Raw genomic sequence first — 15,231 nt, forward strand, 5'->3', positions numbered from 1 at the left:
ACGCGTTGCCAGAAGGCATCTGACACTTCCCAAGATTCGATGCGAGGCATAAGACCCCCGTTTGAACACCTTGGGAAACAATATAAGGAACGATTGACGAAAAGTCAATTATTTACGGATAAGCACTTAATCATCATTCTGTATTCTGCATTCTGCATTCTGCGCTTCAATATAGGTCATCCTTCACCGATTTGCATACCGGGCAGCGATTCCGTATTATGAGTCAGGTAAAATGGCACTTGGCATCAACACTTTCGCAGCGACGCTGATGCTATTGGCATCGTTTGCGATTCCGGGGCTGGCCGGTCAGTATCCGCTCTACACATATCCAGCGGGGAGTCTGCCTGGTCCCGGCGGCATCAATGCCGTTCATCAGGACCGGCAGGGGCTCATTTGGATTGCCGGCGAGCGCGGTGTCGTTCAGTATGACGGGCGAAACTTCCGGTGTTATTCGGTTGCCGACGGACTCTGCGACAACTACGTCAACCGCTTTGTCGAAGCCCCCGATGGATCGCTTTGGATCTGCACCTGGCGCGGTATCAGCCGCTACGATCCGCGCACCGGAATTGTCGCCCCCCTTCCCGACTGGACCGGCACCGGCGTCCGCGACGTCGTCTTCGCCGGCGATATGATCATCGCGGCTACCGAAGGCGGCATCTTTATCCGCAAAGGCGAAGGATTATATCCCTTCATTTGGGCGCTGCTGCTTCCCGGCGACCGCTCTTCCAACCTCTGCGTCGATCTTGAACGCGACACGGTGACCGGCATCATCTGGGCCGCCACGGAACTGAACGGCGTCCTCGCCTTTCGCCCCGACGACCTCTATCGCCTGTTCGAACTGCGCGATCCGAAATTGCAGCGCGATTACGAGACTCTTCCCAACGACACCTTCCGCGTTCGCCATCCGGACGTTCGCTTCGGCCCGTCGCATTTTCTCTATCAGTCGATAGATAGTTCGCTTATGGTCGATCCGGCCGGGCGGAGCGCTTCGTTTATCAAGCAACATCGCTACGATGTCGCGGGTCGAACCAGTGGGGAGTGGTTCCTGAACGGCATCGAACAAGACCTGGGAGGCGTCGTCTGGGCTTTTTCGCGGGTGGGAGGGCTCTTTCGCTGGAACGGCAAGACCTTTGAAGCGGCACCGGAACAGAACCGGTTGGCCGGGAATCCCGTCTATTTCTTTATCGACGACGAAGGTTGTCAATTCATCGGCGGGTCCGGACGGTTGGTAGCAATTGCTAACGACGACACCCTGACACTCGATAGAGAGTCCGGTCTTTCGGGCGGCGAAGTAGCCGCGGCGATGCACGACCAGCAAGGGACATTTTGGGTGTTGACCCGCACCGGGGTGGTGCAGAAATTGGTCACCCGTGCGTTTCAAATCTTCACCTCCGAACGATACCCCCTCCTTGCCGGAGCCGGTGCAGTGCTTGCGCTTGACGGCGGCCGCGCCCTCGTCGGTGGTGAAGGTGGATTAGCCGTCTTGAACGGGGATCGGGTTCAACCCTGGCCGGTTCAGCCGCCCGTCGGTGAAGGTGGTGTCCTGGGGATGACCCTCGATCAAAATGGCGAATTGATATTCGCGACCAAACTGGGCCTTTATCGTTCGCATAACGAGCGTCGGGATCTACTATTAGGTAAACTCGATCCAGCTTATCAGATTCCGGTCTTTGCCCGCGATTTAGAGGACCGCCTCTGGATCAACGCCGGCTGGTTTTTCGGCTCGTGGGATGGAGTTGAACTTACGCCCGATACCGCTGTTGCGGCGCGCGCCTATTTCGCCAATTTTCTCTATGGCGGCCCGGACGGCAGTCTCCTTATAGGCAATTGGTTCTACTTCTATCGCTACCGGCCGCCGCTCCTTACCCGTTATGACCGAACCTGGATCGAGCGCATCGACTTCACCGATTCGACCCGCGCGGTCGTCGGCTTGCGGCATCGCGAGTCGCCACCCTATATGACCGATCTGGTCGTTACCTGCGGCGAGCACTGGCGCGATTCAACCTACTTCCTCGGCACCTTCAGCGGCACACTTGTCAAGATCGTCGGAGATTCTGCCGAAACGCTTCCGACGCCGTCGCCGCCAGGCCGTTTCAATAAGTCAAAGAACGTTCGGGACCGCCTCTATTTCCTCGCCAGCGAAGGATTGTTTGTGGTGGACGGGGATACGGTCCGACCGGTTGAACTACACCTGTCGCGGCGGCTCTCGTTCAACGACTTGATCGCTGCTCCGGACGGAAGGTGGCTGCTGGCAACATCGGGAGGGCTGCTGGTGGCTGAAAGCCTCGATCCTGTCGGCAGCCGGGCGTCCGCAGCACCCCCGACCCTCTTTGACCGCAATTTCGGCCTGCCGGGCGATGAGGTCGTTGCCCTGCACGATCTTGGCGGGGAGCGCTTCCTAATTGTCCAGCGCGAGGGCGTGACGGTGCTCGACATGCGCGCCTTGCGGCTAGCCCGGGGTCATCCGCGTCCATTGGTGTTGACCGCAGTCGAAGCTGCCGGCACAAGGATTGATCTCGTTTGGAACCGGCCGGCTGCAAACTCCGGCGCCGGGACTCCCCGCAGTATCAGCCTTAAGCGCGGGCAACGTGACATCCGTATCCGGTGGGCGCTCGGCGACTACACCGACGAACGGCAGAACACCTTTACGTGGCATCTCGAAGGCGCAACTCCCGGCTATGGCAAGTTGACCGGCGAGACCGAAGCCGTCTTTCACCACCTGCCTCCCGGAGAACTGAAGTTCTACCTACGCGGTCGCGGCGCGCTCACTCCCTGGAGTGCCTACGATCCCCCGCTGATGATCGTCATCCCGGCATACTTCTATGAGACCTGGTGGTTTTGGATTACCCTGATCGGGTCTGGCTTTGCCGCCGGGACGTTGGTCTTGCAGCGACGGCTGGCTCAGTTGCGCTGGATCAAGGTGCGGCTCGAAGCCCAGGTCGCCGAGACTGAGCGGGAACTTCACGAAGTTGAGGAGACAGTCGAGGTTCTTAGCGGGATGATCCCGATCTGCGCCAATTGCAAAAAGGTGCGCGACGACCGGGGCTTCTGGCTGGGCGTCGAGCAATACATTGCCCGGCGCTCCGAGGCGCAGTTTTCGCATGCCATCTGCCCGGAGTGCACAAAGGCGCTCTACCCGGACTACTATAAGGAGGTCTATGGAAGGCAGAAGGTAGAGGGATGAAGGCAGGGGAAGAAATTGAAGGATGACTTAGTCACGACGACGCAAGTCGTCGTCATTCCCGCACCAGCGGGAATCCAGTTTATTCCATTATAATCAATTACATGTTTGGATACCCGCGTAGGCGGGTATGACGCGGACTTATGACATTCTGTATAGACTCGGCTCCTCAAGAGCGATCTTATTCCCGATTGCTCCCGACCTTAGTCTTCCACCGTCTATGGAGCCAGAGATACTGATCCGGGTGGCGGCGCACTTCCGCTTCAAGGCGAGCAGTGATCGCGGCCATTAGGGCATATTCGTCGGTCTCACGGTCTCCGGTGGAAGGCGGCAGGGAGAGGTTCTCAAAGTGTGCCTGGTAGCGTCGGCCCTTGCGCAGCGCAGCACCGAATACCACCGGAGCGCCGGTCTTGAGGTGAAAGAGCGCCGGGCCGCGCGGCGTCGAAGCGGGACGCCCAAAGAACGGAACGAAGACCCCGGCGTCGCCGGCGTCCTGATCGCATAACATTGCGACGACACGGTTGCGCTTCAAGGCTGAAAGCACGCCTCGGACGGCCTCGCGGCGGGGGATGATCTCGACACCGGCCGTTCTGCGCATCCGGTCCATCCATTCCTCAACCCGCCGGTTGGCTTGAGTCGTAACGACATAAGTGATCGGCAGACCCAGCAGCGACGCGCCGGCGCCGAGCCATTCCCAGTTCCCCAGATGTCCGGCTGCGAAGATCACTCCTTTCCCTTGTTTCAGAGCATCCTGCAGGACTTGGGCGGATGTCATATCGATGTAGCGATCGAGGCTCGCCCGGCTCAAGCGCGGAAGACGCGCCATCTCTGCTCCCACCTCGAGGAAATGCCGCCAGACCTTACGATAGATGCGCACCGCCTCACGCTCCGGCATGTCGGGGAAGGCGTGAGTTAGATTATCGAGCGCCACACCTTTGCGAATGTTCAGTATCTGCGAGCCTAAGAAAGCCACCGCTCCGGCCAGCCCGCGAGCCCATTCGAGCGGAAGCCAGCGCAGAACGAAGGCAAAAGCCAGGAGCAGCGCTTCCTCTGTCCGTTCACGAAAGGGGGTCATCGAATGCTAATACTAATGAAAATGACAATTATTAATGGGTGCAGATAATTGTGGTATTCTCCATTAGGGCAGGCATTCCTGCCTGCCCTAATGGACGGACAAGAATGTCCGTCCTACTGATGCTACTATTTGATGCCCCGATTAATAATATTAGCATCAGCATCAGCATCAGCATTTGCATTGGCATTAGTTTACGGCGTGCAGGTAAAGAGGTATTCCTGCGTTGGCATCCTCTCGGCCTGCCCTAACTTGGAGTGAACCGAATCGAGAGCCAGTAGCGCGATCTTCTTCGCCGGATAGTAGTTGCGGAGGATTTCCCGGAAGGCGTCGGCGTGGGGAATAATTCCGTTGTGGGAATAGGAGATCACGAGCAGCGTTCCGGCTTCGCGGGCAACTTCGCAGATTTGGCCGACGGCGGCGGCAACCTTGGCCTTGCGAGCGAACGGCGATTGATGCCGGTCCTTGCGGTAACGGCCGTCGTGCTCGGTCTCGGGGTAGTCGTAGAGGGTGAGGGTCTCGAGCAGATGATAGAACCGGCTGTAGTGCCCTTGCGAATAGGGCGGGTCAAGGTAGATGATGCGCGCTTTGCGGATATACTCGTGAACCTCGCTCATGAAAGCGGCGTAGTCTTCGGTCATCACCACGTGCGGGCCGAACGGCGACTGCCGGGCGGCCAAGGTTTCTTCGAAGTGGGCAATGCGGTTGAAGAAGATGTCGAGAGCGGGCAGACGGCGCTGGGTTACCAGCCAGTCCCGGCTCTTCTCGGTTACCCGGGGAATCGCCGCCCAATGTCCCGGCGACGGATTGATCCGGTTGACGACCGCTATCAGCGCCGACATCAAGAGGCAGCGTTCCAGGAGCGGCTCGCCGCCAGCCTCAGGATGTTCGGGGAGCCATTCGTCGGAAACCTTGTCGATAGCATAGCGGAGCGAGTCGATCTCGAGTGCCTGCCTAAGACCGACGTAGGAATTGGCGTAGTAGAGCGAGAAGAGGCTGTAAGGCTCCAACTTGTGCAGCGTTCGGTAGGCGTTGATGCGCTGCTGGGCGAAGAGCAGGGTCAGATCCTCAGGCCAGTCCGAGGCCACCGCCGGACGTCCAACATAGGGGAACGATTCGCAAAAGTCGCAATACTGCTCCCAGCGCGGCAGCCGCGTTGGGTCTTCGGTGAGAAAGAGCCGTTCCATGCGCAGGGGCGTCTCGAAGAGGCCTTCGAGGTGCCGCATATTAGCGGCGAAGTATCTCCGGAAGGCGTTGCGAATCTCGCCGTCGAAACGGATTTCCGGATTGTAATTGAGCAGCGTCTGGCCGATCACCATCGAATAGCGCTGGATGTCGTTGGCGACTATTAGGCAGCGGTCTTTCATCGCATAGCCGATAGTGTGGGTGCCGGCCATCAGGTCGATGATGATGTCGCCGGGGGACGTAAGGCGCACCAGTTCGCCGGTTACAAAGTCGAGAATCGCCTTCTTCGACCCCATATATTTCGTAACCAGCAGGGATGCGGTGTTGCGACGGGCAGATGTGGAGGACGACCGGGGCATAAGATTACCGGACTTGGTGAGCCTGAGGAGGCGCGGTTACAGCGGATCCGGCTATCGGATCCGATCCTTGGGCACTCAATATAGCGGATCGGCGGCCGTGAAATCAAGCGTTGCCGCAACCGACTACAGCCCGAGCAGGTGAAGACCCCGGCAAAAGCCCGAACCCGATTGCAGAACGGCGTCGAATCGCGTAATATGATTTTGTTGAATGACGGTCCAAACCACCCATCGGGACGCCCGCCAACGGTCGTAACGATTTACACCGATGGCGCCTGCAGCGGCAATCCGGGACCGGGCGGATGGGCGGCGATTCTGCTCTCCGGCGTCCATCGCAAGGAGATTACAGGTTACGAAGCCTCGACGACCAACAACCGGATGGAGTTGACCGCTGCGATCCGGGCGCTCGAAGCCTTGAAGCGTTCCTCAGTCGTTGAGGTCTATTCCGACTCCTCCTATTTGGTGCGGGGGATGACCGAGTGGCTGCCGGGATGGATCAGGAAGCAGTGGCGGCTATCGACCGGCGGGGCGGTCGAAAACCGGGACCTTTGGGAACGACTGCAAACACTTGCCGCGAAGCACCGGATCGAGTGGCACTGGGTGCGTGGGCATGCAGCCGATCCGCTCAACCGCGAGGTTGACCGCCTGGCGCGAACGGCGATTCCGAAATAACAAGCAAGCAAGTATCAAGTTGGAAAGTGTGCGTAACAAGGGTGTCGTTCCCGCGTAGGCGGGAATCCAGTCAAGTCAATCTCGCCTGGATGCCCGCCTTCGCGGGCAAGACGATCTAAGTTTATTACGCCTATTTTCTCAAGCAGATACAAGGGGTCGATCATGTCGGCTTCTGAATTCTTCAGTTACATAAGTGACAGCCGACCCCGTGTTGACTTATGGCCCGGTTGTTGCCGTATTACATAGAAAATCGAATTCACCATCCGCTTCCCGTCATAAGGGCAGTCATACTGTCATTATGACAGATGCTATTGGCTAAATGGTGACCAATTATCAACGGTGGTAATTTACAGTTGCTCGCGTAGGGGCGATTTCCAATTCTCCCAACGGATGTCGGATTGGAATCCGACCCTACGCGAACACCCGCTCTCGGAAAGGGCAACTGTGAACTGCCCCCCGTAAAACCACCAACGGAGTTCCATGTCTCGTGAGATTACCCTGAGCGACGCCGATTTCGACACCACGATCGATGCTGCTCAACTGCCCGTTCTGGTCGATTTCTGGGCCCCTTGGTGCGGCCCCTGCCGGTTCATTGCGCCGATCCTCGAACAGATCGCGGATGAGAAAGCCGACCAACTGAAGATCGGCAAACTGAACGTCGATGACAATCCCCAGGTTGCCATGCGCTACGGCATCCAGGGCATCCCGACGATGATCCTGTTCAAAGGCGGGAAGCCGGTCGAGCGGATCGTCGGAGCGCTGCCGAAGGAGCATCTGATGCGCGCCCTTGCTCCGCACCTGTAAGGATTAGTGTAACGCCGGCGTCCGGGAGGGATTCGACAGCCGAACGAAGTAAGTAATCACCTCACCACTGGAGGCAACCGATGCGCACTTTACTGATCATTACCTTGCTCACTTGTCTGGGTATGGAATCGTCGCAGGCGCTTATACTGCGCGTCCCCGAGGATTATGACTTCATTCTGGCTGCCATCGTTGACGCTGAGGAGGGCGACACGGTGATGCTCGCGCCAGGTGTTTACCGCGAGCGGATCGACTTTGAGGGCCGCAACATCGTCATTGGGGGCACCTATCTTGTCGATAGGGATACGAGTCTGATCGAAGAGACCGTCCTCACGCCCGGCGACGATGAGGGGAGCATTGTCGTCTTCGACAATAATGAGAACGAGGGGGCGGTTCTGGAAGGTCTGACTCTACAGGGCGGCGTCGCGCCCTACGGCGGCGGGATCTACATAGCGAATGCCTCGCCCCGGCTCAGGAGCCTGCGGGTGACCGGATGCGAAGCCCGGCAGGTCGATCTGCGCGGCGGGGTTGGCGGCGGCATTTATTGGAACGGCGGGCAAGCCTATCTCTTCGACGTCCGGGTCGATTCCTGCCGGGCGCTTTATGCGGCAGGTCTGCAGATCTCCGGCGCCACCGGTGAACTGATTCGCTGCGGTTTTCGCGGCAATGAATCGACCGGCGTAGGCCAGTCGCCCGCCCGGGCGGGTGCTATCATGGCTATGACCGGCCGTTACGAGTTTCGGGGCTGCACCATCGAAGGCAACGTTGCCAATGGCGGGGGCGCCGGTCTTTACGCAGCCAATTCGACTGTCAACCTCGATTCCTGCCACATCCTTAATAATGTTGCATCCGGCGGAGTCGGAACCGGTGGCGGTCTCTCCTTTCAGAACAACACCGTGGCGCGTGTCAATCGCTGCCTGATCGTCGGCAATTCCGCAACCGTCCAGGGCGGAGCGATTACGATGTATCTTTCGCGCGCCGACATCGTCAACACCACCATCACCGGTAACGATGCCGGACGCGAAGCCGGCGCGATCTACCAGTTGAACAATTCCCACGTCGTGGCGGTCAACTCCATCATCTGGGACAACGGTCGCAGCCCGTCGGTTTCGTTCAGCGCCCAGTCGAATTCCTTCACCATTGCCTTTTCCTGCTTCCAATTCGGCGAAGACGGCGTCGCCCTCAACAACGGCGGCGAACTGAATTGGGAGGAGGAGAACACCACCTGGGACCCGCTCTTCGTCGGAGAAGGGGACTACCATTTGTGGGCCGAGGTAAGCCCCTGCATCGACACCGGGACGCAAGCCTACTCGTGGCAGCGAAGGGAGATCGTCTGGATCGACGACGAAGACTTCTTCGGCGCGGCCCCCGATATAGGCTGCTATGAATTTGTAGAAGAAGAAGAGGAGTCGGTCCCGCCGGGTTCCGAAGTGCATCTTCCCGGAGGGATGGCGATGGCGGCCTGGCCTAATCCGTTTAACGGCGAACTGAGCATCGCAGTTCGAGTATCAAGCAGAACGGGGCTTGCCGTCTTTGATGGTCGAGGAAGGCAACTGGAGGTGATAGCCACGGGCGCATTGCCAGCGGGGTCGCACCGGCTGGTATGGAGAGCCGGCAATCTACCCTCCGGAACCTATCACCTGCGCCCGATTGGTAAGGGCGGCGGGAACTTTGGGCCGGGATTGCGGGTTACACTCTTGAAGTAACGTCTGTGATACCTGAAGCATGATAAACGAGCGCCCCGGCGAACAACCTCCCGCCGGGGCGCTTGACGTATCAGCCTATCTGAAACTGATGCGGGAAGGTTGCCCCCTCACCTCCTCCAGACCATCGGACTCTCGCCCGCCGCCGCCCAGACGCCCTTCTGCACGTTCGTATCGCCCTCGAAGAGCAGGTAACTATACTTTCCGTAATGCGGCAGTTTGCGCGTTCCGGCTACCGGATCGCCGTAGGGCAGGGTTACCGTTCGGACGATGCACTTCTTACCGGTCGCGGAGGGATGCCAGCCGATAAGGGTTGCGGTCATTGCTCCGCCGCGGAACATCTCGCCGCGGAAATTGAATCCCTCGGGCACCGGTTTATCTTCCTTCCAACGCGGTTCGCGGCCGGGCAGAAACTCGAGCCTCGTGTCGTCGTCGGGGTAGTCCCGGCAGAGGAAATTCTCGGCCGGTGAGCCGAAGATCCAGAGTGATTGAGGGGCTTGCCGAGCCTCCTGAATTGCACGGTATTCAGCGTCGGTCAACACCTTCTGGCCTTCGCTTTTCAATCCCTCGGCGGCTTTGCGATAACTCTCTGCATTTTTACCTTGCGAGGGAACGACGAGGAGGCCCTCCTTGTCGCCGAAGAACGATGCGAAGGTGAGCGGCGTCTCGCCCGGATAGACTTTGCGGAAGAGGTCGAAGCCGGGATCAAGCACCACGGCTTCAGCACTGCCCGGCCCGCCGACCACGATCTTCTGCGGTGACTCCTGAATGAAGACCGTGTAGTCCACCCGGCCTTCGTCGGAGATCCCCCGCACCGGCAGGAAATACATATAAGGGCGCTTTCCTTCGCCCCTGGTAACGACTTCCATCACCAGCCGCCACGAGCCTTCCTCTTCTTCGAGGCGCGCCTCACCGATCGAAATCTCCGGTGCGCCCTGCCATTCGATCCACTGCTCAAAGAACCAGTCGAGCCGCTGACCGCTTTGACGCTCGGACTGCTCTCGCCAGGTCTTCCAGGCAATCGGCTTCCAAACATTCTTCTTATAGGCATCGCGCAACATGGCCTCGAAGTTACCCGGCTCTTCACGGTCGAGGGTGCCCTTCAGCATGTGGAAGACCATTGCCGTCTTGCCATAGCCGATGGCGCGGTCGCGCGGGTTCTCGCGTTCGGTGAATTCGACGAGAGGGTAATCCGATCCGGCGGAGACGTAGCCGGCGTAATCGCGCAGGATGTTCATTCGGTACTCGACCGCGGCTAGGCTGTCGGAGTCAGCCTTGTAGCGGTAGTCGGCAAGGTAGGTGGTGAGGCCTTCGCACCAGTTCCCGCCGCGATAATCGACAAGGAGTGAATTGCCGAGCCAGTTGTGGAGCACTTCGTGGCCGAGCGAGACATCCTTGATGAAGGGGAGGCGAATCACCTCCGATCCGAGCAGCGTCCAGCCTGGCATGCCATAACCCGAGGGCAGGAAGTTGTCAACGACGGCGAATTTCGGGAAGGGATAGGGTCCGATCAGCCGCACATACATCTGCATATAGCGCTTGCAGGCGTCGAGGTAGCCGCGTGCGAGTTCGGCCTGAGCCGGCAGGAAGTAGGCTTCGAGCGCAACCCCGTCGATTTCGTCGCCGTAGAGTTGCCAGGGCGCCGCCGAAAAGTTGACGCCGTCCGAGGGCGTCCGGCTCTCGTGGGTGATTTCAACCCAGGCGGCTTCCTCCTTGTTCGAGGTAACCGATCCGTCGGTCACGCATTTCCAGCCTTTGGGGAGACGCGCGGTGATGGTCGTCGGGCAGGGCGCATCGGGCAGCCGGGGATACCACAAGGCGCCAGCCGAGAGATATATGCCCTCGCTGCCGATGGTGCCATCGACTTCGAAGGCAATCTTTTCGCGCGAGAACTGCCGGTTGTCGGGCGGGCGGTAGAGGCTGCCGTGGAACTTCACCTCGAGGATCACCGGAGCCTTCGCCTTGGCCTGCTTCTTCCCGAGTTTGCCGTAATAGAACGCGGCCCGGCCGGGATTCCAGCGTCCGTAGGTGCCGTAGTGTTCCGTCACCTCGGTTGTGTCGTAGTCGTCAAGTCGCTCGAGGGTGAGCGGTTCACCGGCGAAGGTCGCTTCGGTGACGGTGAAGTCCTTGTTAAGAAGGAATCCGGCTGACTTGGGACCTTTGGGCGGAAGCGTCAAACGGGCGACGCCTTCGACCCGGTGCGCGGCAGTGTCGAAGCGGACCTCGACTTGAACAGCCTCCTGCGGCCACCGAACCGAGACCGCCTGAGCCTTTGCGGGCAGGATGGCCATAAGCGCAAGCACCGTCACAAAGGGAACGCCAATACGATGAAACGAAACGGACACGACGAGACCTCCGGGAAAAGGATGGGGTGCGACGCCTCAATATAGGGTCTATGCGGTGAAGGCGCAAGAAGCCGCCGGCAGGCACGGGGGAGTATTGGGAAGGTGAACCGAACTTAGCGACGAGAAGTTGACAAAAGTGAACGCGCTGTCGCTTATATCCATCTTTGCACTTGACAAGAGCGAGTATAATGTCGTATATTATCACCATCAAATTAACGAGGAGTCCGGTATGCAACACCACACCGATGAGCCGCTGCCTGCGCCGATCGTCATCGAAGTCGATGTCGATGCGGTTCTCAGGGAGAATGAGAGCCTGCGCCAGGAGACGGGCGTCACGACAGGACCGGTTGGAAGCGGCGCCTATATGTCGCATATAGACGACATTCAGCCAGTTCGTGAACCCTCATGGAGCGGCCTGATCCTGCCGGCCGGGAACGAGCGGAGCACATCCCTTGACGCCCCCGAGCGCTTCCGCAGCGGGAGATAGCGAAGGCTCAGGGCTTAGGGCTCAAGGCTCAAGGCTTAATACCCGTTGACAACCAACAGAGGAAACTATGGCAACGAACTTTCAGATCGACAACAACGGCATCGGCGGGACGCCGTTTCTGACCTTTCGGGTCGATACCTCCGCCAACAAGGACTTCACCCAGTCGGACCTCGACAACAACCTGACGGCATGCGTCGTTTCGGACTCGAATGAGGTCGGAATGGGCGCTGCCGGCGACAAACTCTTCGGCAAGGTCGTCTGGGTCTCGCAGGAACTCGGGGCCGGCACCACGGTCCCGGCGCTTTGCGCAGTGCAGGCGCGCGGCGTGGCGCGCTTCAAGTATGCCGCGACGACGCCGGTGATCAACCAGATGGTCGAGTGCGATGGCGCGGGCAAAGTGCGGCAAGCCTCCGCCGACGCCGACATCGCCGCCGGAGGCCACTTGATGCGCGGACAGGTGATCGCCGTCGATTCCGGCGCCGGCACTTGCGACGTCTGGCTCGGATAGTATCAAGTGCCAAGTAACAAGTGTCAAGAAGTCATAGTTATGAAGCACTGAGTGCCGTCTTGATACTTGATACTTGATACTTGATACTCAAGTTCCAACCCTCAATCACCTAAGGAATTTCACACTATGCAAATCAATCTCGAGAATGCCCGGAAACTAAAGGAGGTCGTGGTAGCGCACTCGCGAGCCGGCAACCTTGCGCTCTACGCCGAGGCGCAGGAACAGGGACTCTCCTTCAGCGAACTCCTCGAACAGATCGACCCGTCCGAACCGGGATCGCCGCTGGATGCCTTCGAACGGCAGTTGATGCTGCACGGCATTAGCGCCGAAGGGTCGCGCTCCATAGTCCTCGAGCAGTTCTTCGTCGGGGGCGGGCTGGTTCTCCTGCCGGAATATATCCTGCGCGAGATCGAGCGGGGCTACCGCAAGGTGCAGAACCCGGTCGAACTGATTGCGGCGTCGGTGCCGGAGAAGGGGCCCAAGGTGCATCCGATCTACATCCAGACCGGAGTCGCACGGGAATCGCTGGCACATCGTGCCGAAGAGGGTGCCGCCTATCCCCGGGTTCAATTGCTCCACCGCGACAAGGAAGCCCATATCGTCGATCGCGGTCGGCAATTCGACTTCTCCTACCGCGTTGTGCGCAATCAGAACCTAGCCGAGTTCCGGGTCTTCCTCTGGTGGATCGGCGCGCAAATGGCCTACGACGAGATAGACGAAATCTACAGCCTGCTCGCCGGAGGCGATAACGTCTCGGCCGGCGCCAGCGACGTCTTCAACGGCAATGCCGGAACCTTCGCCTATTCCGACCTCGTCCACCTTGCGATGGCTTTCGACGTCCCCGCCCGGATGACCCATATCCTCGCCGCCAAGTCGGACATCGAGACCATCGTCAACCTCGACCAGTTCCAGGACCCGCTCGTCTGGCAGGGCAGCGAACTGCTGCAAAAGACCGGCGACTTCCGCTCGATCTACCCGGTCAACGCGCGGCTCGTCGTTGCGCCGAACGCGACGGCGACCGAGATCATCGCTCTCGACGCCCGGTTTGCGGTGCGTGAATCGGTCGCCCAGCCGCTGATGATCGAAGCCGAGAAGGTGATCAACCAGAAACTCGAGTCGGCGGTCGTCTCAAAGGAATCGGTCTATACCATCATGGTCGATGGCGCTGCGCTGATGTCGAACTACTAAAGTCGCGGCGCAAAGCCATGGAATATCTCCGGAGTCCGGGGCTATACGGGTCAAACCAACCTCCGGGCCCTGATGCCCCGGCTCTGGAAGGATAAAGGATGAAGGATGAAGGGAGGGAGAAAAGAGAACGGGGCAACCTAAGCCGCCCCGTTCACTTGCCGTTGTCACGCATAAAGCGGTCAACGTAGGCTCGATTCCTTAGGCCGTGCCTAAGTGCAGCCTGATACGCTTACAAGTTAACAATGTCTCGAGGCGTTGTCAAGCCTTTTGCAAGTTCTACAGGATTCAGCGGAGGGTGGGGGAATCGAACCCCGCCCCGTTAAGGGCAGCAGTGTATCAGGCTGCTTAGGTCACCAGGCCTTCAACCTCCGCGACCATAATGTATGCTGATCGTGGCTTCCATTCAAGGATTTAGCGAATCTCGAAACCGATAGGGCAACGATGTCACTCAACCATACCCTGAACTATCTGCTGGCGAAGCGAGCCGAGGTGTTGATCCACTTCTCGGCCCTCGTTACGACGGCTTCGACGACCTTGAAATGCGCGGGCGGTGAGACCGGCGACGGCCTGCCGCTGCCGCGAGCCGGGTTCATCATCGGGCTTGACGTCTGGGACGGGGCTAATCACCGCTCGGATGCCGGCGCCGTAGGTTTCGCCGCCGGCGACCGGTTGACACTCTACGCCGAGCATGGCGGCACGACGTACACCGTCAAAGCCCGGTTGAACGGCGTCGATACGACGATCGCCGCTGCTAACGTCGCCGAGAATGCGACGCTCACCGCGACGGCAACGGTGATGCTGATCCAGTAGTCATTAACCATACACGAACAGTAGGGAATCCCTATGTCCTGGACCGATTCAACCCTGGTCCTTAACCACCTGCTCAACCTTGACCAGCCGCCTGCGCAGCATCACGACGTGCCGATCTTAATCGGATCGAACGGCATTGGCATCCTGCCGCATCGCGGCCTGGTGCCGCAGAGCGAGGTCGTCAAGCGGCCCCTTCCGCCGTCCGAGATAGTCCATCAGCAGGTCATCCTGAACGGCGAGAACTGGGCGTCGCTGGCGCATTTGCAGATCCTCCCGGGCGAAATCGTCGTCGCGGCGGATGCGGTCCTGCAGCAGATCTATTCGGCGGAGAACGACTTTGCCGTCGATTGGGAAGGCGGGCGCATCCGGCGCATCGAGGATAGCGCGATCCCGGACGCGTCGAGCGTCGAAATCTGGTATCGCAGTTACGAGGAACTGGAGCGCGACGTCGATTACGACATCAACTACGCGACTGGCGAGGTCTTCAACGTGACCGGCAACCGCGACCTGTCGGATACGTTGCTCTTTGTGGACTATCAACTACCGGCGGCAGCCGGCGTTCAAGCCCTTATTCCGCAAGCCATCACCGAGGTTGAAGCGAAGATACTGCCCCGACTGAAGCCGCCTTATGGGGCGGCATCGACCGACCAGGGACTGATCACCTCGGCGACCGAAATGACCCTCTCGGCGGTATGTAGGGGACTAGCAGCGCGAGCCTTGCTCGACGGCGCAACCTCGCCCGAAGGACGGGCGCGCAGTTGGATGCAACTTGCCAACTCCTACGAAACAACCGCCTGGCAAACGCTTCGCCCGTTCCTGACGCATCCCGTCCAGACGCCGGCCGGCAAATCCGGCAACAGCAGTTGGGAATGGAGCGAACGTTAGACGAGGAACGGGTAATGAAGTGTGCAGTCTAATCGCTC

General features: G+C 59.4%; 13 protein-coding genes. 9 read left to right on the forward strand and 4 right to left on the reverse strand.

Features of this window, described 5'->3' with window-relative positions:
• Positions 1-232: 232 nt before the first annotated feature.
• Positions 233-3,184, forward strand: coding sequence for a hypothetical protein (locus tag FJY67_01760; GenBank protein MBM3328183.1), 2,952 nt, complete (start codon positions 233-235; stop codon positions 3,182-3,184).
• A gap of 178 nt (positions 3,185-3,362) precedes the next feature.
• Here FJY67_01760 and FJY67_01765 read toward each other — a convergent pair whose 3' ends face one another.
• Both FJY67_01765 and FJY67_01770 read right to left on the reverse strand, forming a co-directional pair.
• On the reverse strand, positions 3,363-4,256 hold the full coding sequence (locus tag FJY67_01765) for a lysophospholipid acyltransferase family protein (protein MBM3328184.1): 894 nt from the start codon (positions 4,254-4,256) through the stop codon (positions 3,363-3,365).
• Between the two features lie 191 nt (positions 4,257-4,447).
• On the reverse strand, positions 4,448-5,797 hold the full coding sequence (locus FJY67_01770; protein MBM3328185.1) for a hypothetical protein: 1,350 nt from the start codon (positions 5,795-5,797) through the stop codon (positions 4,448-4,450).
• A gap of 195 nt (positions 5,798-5,992) precedes the next feature.
• On the opposite strand from FJY67_01770, the gene rnhA reads away from it, so the two are divergent.
• Together rnhA and trxA are read left to right on the forward strand one after the other, a co-directional pair.
• Positions 5,993-6,466 carry a ribonuclease HI gene (rnhA, locus tag FJY67_01775; GenBank protein MBM3328186.1) on the forward strand — a complete coding sequence of 158 codons (474 nt, stop codon included), beginning with the start codon at positions 5,993-5,995 and terminating at the stop codon, positions 6,464-6,466.
• Between the two features lie 480 nt (positions 6,467-6,946).
• Positions 6,947-7,270: a thioredoxin gene (gene trxA / locus FJY67_01780; GenBank protein ID MBM3328187.1), complete on the forward strand. Its 324-nt coding sequence runs from the start codon at positions 6,947-6,949 to the stop codon at positions 7,268-7,270.
• Positions 7,271-7,273: 3 nt separating this feature from the next.
• Here trxA and FJY67_01785 read toward each other — a convergent pair whose 3' ends face one another.
• A complete protein-coding gene (locus FJY67_01785; protein MBM3328188.1) occupies positions 7,274-7,330 on the reverse strand; it encodes a hypothetical protein in 57 nt (18 codons plus the stop codon).
• 20 nt (positions 7,331-7,350) lie between these two features.
• Here FJY67_01785 and FJY67_01790 point away from each other — a divergent pair, with 20 nt between their 5' ends.
• Positions 7,351-8,973: a hypothetical protein gene (locus tag FJY67_01790; GenBank protein ID MBM3328189.1), complete on the forward strand. Its 1,623-nt coding sequence runs from the start codon at positions 7,351-7,353 to the stop codon at positions 8,971-8,973.
• Between the two features lie 107 nt (positions 8,974-9,080).
• On the opposite strand, the gene FJY67_01795 is transcribed toward FJY67_01790, so the two are convergent.
• Positions 9,081-11,315 carry a M1 family metallopeptidase gene (locus tag FJY67_01795; GenBank protein ID MBM3328190.1) on the reverse strand — a complete coding sequence of 745 codons (2,235 nt, stop codon included), beginning with the start codon at positions 11,313-11,315 and terminating at the stop codon, positions 9,081-9,083.
• A gap of 229 nt (positions 11,316-11,544) precedes the next feature.
• Here FJY67_01795 and FJY67_01800 point away from each other — a divergent pair, with 229 nt between their 5' ends.
• The 5 genes from FJY67_01800 to FJY67_01820 all read left to right on the forward strand — a co-directional run bounded on the left by FJY67_01800 (position 11,545) and on the right by FJY67_01820 (position 15,193).
• A complete protein-coding gene (locus FJY67_01800; protein ID MBM3328191.1) occupies positions 11,545-11,802 on the forward strand; it encodes a hypothetical protein in 258 nt (85 codons plus the stop codon).
• 67 nt (positions 11,803-11,869) lie between these two features.
• Complete coding sequence (locus FJY67_01805; GenBank protein MBM3328192.1) at positions 11,870-12,310, forward strand: hypothetical protein; 441 nt, start codon at positions 11,870-11,872, stop codon at positions 12,308-12,310.
• A gap of 126 nt (positions 12,311-12,436) precedes the next feature.
• A complete protein-coding gene (locus tag FJY67_01810) occupies positions 12,437-13,498 on the forward strand; it encodes a hypothetical protein (GenBank protein ID MBM3328193.1) in 1,062 nt (353 codons plus the stop codon).
• A gap of 441 nt (positions 13,499-13,939) precedes the next feature.
• Positions 13,940-14,308, forward strand: coding sequence for a hypothetical protein (locus FJY67_01815; GenBank protein ID MBM3328194.1), 369 nt, complete (start codon positions 13,940-13,942; stop codon positions 14,306-14,308).
• A 33-nt stretch (positions 14,309-14,341) separates the two neighbouring features.
• Positions 14,342-15,193, forward strand: coding sequence for a hypothetical protein (locus tag FJY67_01820; protein MBM3328195.1), 852 nt, complete (start codon positions 14,342-14,344; stop codon positions 15,191-15,193).
• Positions 15,194-15,231 lie beyond the last annotated feature (38 nt).

It is taken from the genome of Calditrichota bacterium, assembly GCA_016867835.1.
Classification (GTDB): domain Bacteria; phylum Electryoneota; class AABM5-125-24; order Hatepunaeales; family Hatepunaeaceae; genus VGIQ01.

What these genes read in the sequence shown, in the direction of transcription:
- rnhA (MBM3328186.1), top strand. Translation starts at nt 5,993, where the DNA reads ATGATTTTGTTGAATGACGGTCCAAACCACCCATCGGGACGCCCGCCA.
- FJY67_01790 (MBM3328189.1), top strand. Translation starts at nt 7,351, where the DNA reads ATGCGCACTTTACTGATCATTACCTTGCTCACTTGTCTGGGTATGGAA.
- FJY67_01800 (MBM3328191.1), top strand. Translation starts at nt 11,545, where the DNA reads ATGCAACACCACACCGATGAGCCGCTGCCTGCGCCGATCGTCATCGAA.
- FJY67_01805 (MBM3328192.1), top strand. Translation starts at nt 11,870, where the DNA reads ATGGCAACGAACTTTCAGATCGACAACAACGGCATCGGCGGGACGCCG.
- FJY67_01820 (MBM3328195.1), top strand. Translation starts at nt 14,342, where the DNA reads ATGTCCTGGACCGATTCAACCCTGGTCCTTAACCACCTGCTCAACCTT.
- trxA (MBM3328187.1), top strand. Translation starts at nt 6,947, where the DNA reads ATGTCTCGTGAGATTACCCTGAGCGACGCCGATTTCGACACCACGATC.
- FJY67_01765 (MBM3328184.1), bottom strand. Translation starts at nt 4,256, where the DNA reads ATGACCCCCTTTCGTGAACGGACAGAGGAAGCGCTGCTCCTGGCTTTT.
- FJY67_01760 (MBM3328183.1), top strand. Translation starts at nt 233, where the DNA reads ATGGCACTTGGCATCAACACTTTCGCAGCGACGCTGATGCTATTGGCA.
- FJY67_01815 (MBM3328194.1), top strand. Translation starts at nt 13,940, where the DNA reads ATGTCACTCAACCATACCCTGAACTATCTGCTGGCGAAGCGAGCCGAG.
- FJY67_01770 (MBM3328185.1), bottom strand. Translation starts at nt 5,797, where the DNA reads ATGCCCCGGTCGTCCTCCACATCTGCCCGTCGCAACACCGCATCCCTG.
- FJY67_01810 (MBM3328193.1), top strand. Translation starts at nt 12,437, where the DNA reads ATGCAAATCAATCTCGAGAATGCCCGGAAACTAAAGGAGGTCGTGGTA.